The sequence below is a fragment of the Terriglobia bacterium genome (assembly GCA_020073205.1).
GTDB lineage: Bacteria > Acidobacteriota > Polarisedimenticolia > Polarisedimenticolales > JAIQFR01 > JAIQFR01.
This window is the reverse complement of sequence record JAIQFR010000186.1, coordinates 1-4,151: the sequence shown is the minus strand read 5'-3', so window position 1 is coordinate 4,151 and position 4,151 is coordinate 1. Positions and strand designations below refer to the sequence as shown.

At 61.6% G+C, this 4,151-nt stretch carries 3 protein-coding genes; all 3 read left to right on the top strand.

Going from position 1 to position 4,151, the window contains the following annotated elements:
* The first annotated feature begins 317 nt into the window (after positions 1–317).
* The 3 genes from LAO51_20105 (at position 318) to LAO51_20095 (ending at position 4,012) form a co-directional block, all read left to right on the top strand.
* Complete coding sequence (locus tag LAO51_20105) at positions 318–515, top strand: hypothetical protein (protein MBZ5641050.1); 198 nt, start codon at positions 318–320, stop codon at positions 513–515.
* A gap of 411 nt (positions 516–926) precedes the next feature.
* Positions 927–1,559: a hypothetical protein gene (locus LAO51_20100; GenBank protein MBZ5641049.1), complete on the top strand. Its 633-nt coding sequence runs from the start codon at positions 927–929 to the stop codon at positions 1,557–1,559.
* A gap of 26 nt (positions 1,560–1,585) precedes the next feature.
* Entirely contained in the window at positions 1,586–4,012 is a 2,427-nt protein-coding gene (locus LAO51_20095) for a hypothetical protein (protein ID MBZ5641048.1), read from the top strand.
* Positions 4,013–4,151 lie beyond the last annotated feature (139 nt).

Below are 4,151 nucleotides of genomic sequence, written 5' to 3'. Positions count from 1 at the left end.
TCGTCGGCGTCTTCCTCAGTGGAGTGCTCTGGTACCTCCTGCGCACGGGCCGGTAAACGGCCATCCGAAACCGACCAGTTCCTCCACTGGACAGCCACTCGGCCGTCACGGCCGTCTACCCGGCCACCCACGATCTGTACCTGGCGCAGAAGTTCGCGATGCACGTCAGCCTGCCGCCGACCTTTGTGTTCGCGTTGCGTCCGGGCAACGCCGTACTGCCCACCCCCGCACCACTCCGTCCGATGACAAGTAGCCTGGCGGTATGATGGGAACGCAACGGCGTGCTGCTTCCCACGCTGCGTTGACTGGGGGTGCAGATGGGCGACTCGGAGCGTTCGGGGCGAATCGAGTACCCGCACGAGGGGTTTTCGGTTACCTGGGACGAGAACGGGCTGAGCGTTGAGGTCACCGACTATCACGCCGGCGTGCTGAGACTCCCGTGGAACGCCCTGTTCAGCATCGCGAAGTGCGCCGGGCAGGAGGTCGGGCCAGCGTCTGTCTCTACGGAGGTGTGAGCCGCCGGCCGCGCCGCTCGCCCCGCCGCCGAGTCGCTCCCGCCACGACTCGGCATTGCTCCCGCACCCATAACCGGCGTATACCGTAGGCAGAAACCGAAGGGGGGGCCGATGCGTACTCTTTTGGTCCGTTGTGTGCTGGGCGTGGTGTGCGTGCTGCCGGTGGCGGCGAGCGAGCCGGGGCAACCGATCGACTGCAGTGATTGGGTCTCGGTGGAGCCCGCCTATTCGTGTCGTCAGTTCAGCGCCATGCCTTGCGATAGCGATTTCTGCTTAGGCTCCGCCTATGATCTAAACGGCATGCCAAGAGATCACGCAGGAAACCACCGCGCGGTGAATAACGAAGGCCACCTATTGATGGTCAGGAGAGCGCAGACAGCCGAGCGATGCAACGGAGGTGAGCAGATCGTCATGAACCTTGAGGTCGTCCGGTACGACGGCGTCGCGGAGCATACGATCGGCTTCTTCCAGGACAAGTGCAGCGGCACGAATGTCGATCAAGCGATCCCTGGATTCCGCGAAGCCATCACCATCGGGGCTGGGGACGCATTGGGTGCCGGGACACTCTTATTCGACGACAAGAACGGTCGGCTCGTAATCCCGATCCAGAGCCATTGCAAGGGAAGCCCCTGTCCTTACGGAGACAACGGTGTCTTCTGGCTCGCGGCCATAGAGGGATTTGCGACCACCTTCGATGTCCTCCAGACCTACACGCCGCACCCGGCACAGGTTGGCTTCCGCGTCCCCTACATGCCCGAAGGCATGGCCGCCGCCGACTCCTTCGACACCTACTGGGGCGACCTTTCGACCGTGGGAAATTGGGGACAGGCCCACGGGTTGCAGTGCCACTACCCGGCGTCCCCCCCCGCGCGGGGCGACTACCTGACCGTCGCCGACCCGCTCCCCTCGCCGCAGCCCGGCCACGGCTACTACTACGTTACCGCCGCGACGTACCAGGGGCAGACAAGGTACGGGAGGAAGACGAACGGGGGGAGGCTGAGCGGAAGAGACCCAGCGCAGCTGCCTCGTTGCTCTGGAGACTAGATCTTATTTTCCGGGGGTTAAGTGACATGCACAAGTTCCTGATCGCAATCATCTCGACCGTGCTGTTCATCGGGACCGTGAGCGCGGGTTACAAAGTCTACGTCTCCAACGAGAACACGGGTCAAATCTCGGTCTTTGACGACACACACGTCTACCTCACAACCTTGTCGCCCTCGCCGGCGAGCAGTCTCCACTACCTGGAGCGCGCACCGAATGGTCATATCTACGTCGACGGCTTCAGCAGAGGCGAGATCCTCGACTTCGGTCCGGACGACAGTTACCTTGGTTCGTTTGGAAGCGTCTCGCCGTGCGCGACGCTGGGCGTCGGCTACGATGACCGAATCTACGTGGCAGACTCAACGAGTGGGTACATATACTCGTCAGCTGGGACGTTCCTAAAGACCTTCGACTTCCCGGGAGAATACCACGTTACCGAAGACGGGTACCTTCTGGGAGTGCAGGAGCCGAGTCAAGAAGTTCGCTTAATGGACCTTGGCGGTAATCGCGTTCGCAGCTGGAGTTCGGGTGGATCTGCACGCGGAGTTGCTGACGGTCCGGACGGTCTCATTTACGTCACCAGAGACGTACTAAACGACATCGCTGTGTACGATGTCTACGGGACTCCCATTCGCACGATTTCCAGTACGGGACTGAGCGCTCCGTACGGACTCGCCTTTAGTCCCCGGGGCACGCTCTACGTCGCCAACTACGACCAAAACAATGTCGTTGAACTTGACTACGTTACGGGTGAGGTGCTCTCGACCATCGCGGATCACCTCTCTGGACCCGTTGACGTAACCTTCCGTGAGACGTGCACCGACGCCGACGACGACGGTTACTTCTACGAAGACGGGTGCGGAACGCCGCAGGACTGCAACGACGCCGATCCGAACACGCATCCCGGCGCGCCTGAGGTCTGCGATGGGTACGACCACAACTGCGACGGTGAGATTGACGACGGACCATCGTGTATTCGGTCTTGCTCGGACCCCGATCCGCATGCGGTTTCGACGCAGCTTCTTCCGGCTGAGCCTTCGGACAGGACAAGCGCGCTAACCTGGAACGGGATGGAGTACGGCATTGTCTTTGGGCACTCCAATCCAGGCAGCACTCAGTTGTACTTTCATCGACTCGGTGCAGGCGGCGAATCCCTCGCGCCAGCAGTTTCAGTCACTCCGACCAGTTGGTCCACAGGCAGCCCGATTCTCAAATGGACCGGAAGCGACTACGGACTTCTTTGGCGAGACGGATCTACCGGGTTGCAGGAGATCCGGTTCAGGCGATTCGATCGCAACGGCACCTCGCTTCTTCCCGAGACCGTCATTGCGTATGGCTGGAATCCCGGCCTGTCGTGGACCGGCGCAGAGTTCGGTGTGGCTTGGATAGACGGCGGCAATGTCTACTTCACGCGCCTGGACGCGTCCGGGTCCCAAATCACTTCCCCAACGCTCGTGACCAGCACGGCGTGGAACGACCCCCTCAGCTTGGCCTGGTCAGGAAGCAGCTACGGCCTAGCATGGCTCGATAGGCGCGATGGCAGCAGAGAGGTTTATTTCGCTGAACTTGCCGCCACGGGTTCCGTCCTCCACGGTCCACTGCCTGTGACCCTTTCCGGTTCTTCCAAGGGTGCCCCCTCCCTCGCGAGATGTGATGGTGGTTACGGGATCGCCTGGAGTGACGGGAGCGGGTATTCGAAGATCTTCTTTCGGAGACTGGATGCTCACGGGGCTTTTGTCACAGATCAGACCGAGGTGAACCAACCGTCCTGGTCCCCTTCGACGAGGCTAAGCCCGAACCTCGCCAGCTCGGGGGAGGAGTTCGGCGTCGTCTGGGAGGATGATCGCCAGATTGCGTACCAAATCTACTTCGCTCGTCTGAATGGGAACGGGGTTATCCAAGGCGATGGAGCGCTCCTTCAGGACGGTCACGGCGCGTATGTTCCGCGTCTCGTTTGGGACGGGAGTGCGTATGCCGTCACCTCTGGCGAGAGTGGTACAGGGTTGTATTTCTCGAAGGTCGGGTGTCACTGCCCCGACGGCGATGGCGATGGTTTCTCGAGGTGTCGCGACTGCGACGACACAAATCCAAATGCACACCCGGGAGCCATCGAGGTGTGCAATGGGATCGACGACAACTGCAATGGGCAGATCGACGAAGATAGCGCGGGGGTGGACTCGGATGGAGACGGGGTCCACAACACTTGCGACAACTGCCGCTTCGCCTACAACCCTGACCAGTTGGACTGGGACGGCGACGGACTTGGGAACGCGTGCGACAACTGCATCCTAGTGTCAAACCGCGACCAGGCTGATGCCGACGCAGATGGTCGAGGAAACGCGTGCGACAACTGCCCCACCACTTACAACCCCTTCCAGGACGATACCGACGGCGACAAGGTGGGCGACGCCTGCGACAACTGCCCGTTGGACTACAACCCCGCACAGTCGGATTGAGTGTCACCCGGGCGGTCAAGGTGCTCCGGGTGATCGCCCGGCTCAACGTCGGCGGCCCGGCAGTCCACGTGATCAACCTGACGCGCGGCCTCGACGCCACGCGCTTCGACTCGACGCTGGTCACGGGCACGGAGAACCC

Coding starts and splice junctions, on each gene's coding strand:
- LAO51_20105 (MBZ5641050.1), top strand. CDS start 318: ATGGGCGACTCGGAGCGTTCGGGGCGAATCGAGTACCCGCACGAGGGG.
- LAO51_20095 (MBZ5641048.1), top strand. CDS start 1,586: ATGCACAAGTTCCTGATCGCAATCATCTCGACCGTGCTGTTCATCGGG.
- LAO51_20100 (MBZ5641049.1), top strand. CDS start 927: ATGAACCTTGAGGTCGTCCGGTACGACGGCGTCGCGGAGCATACGATC.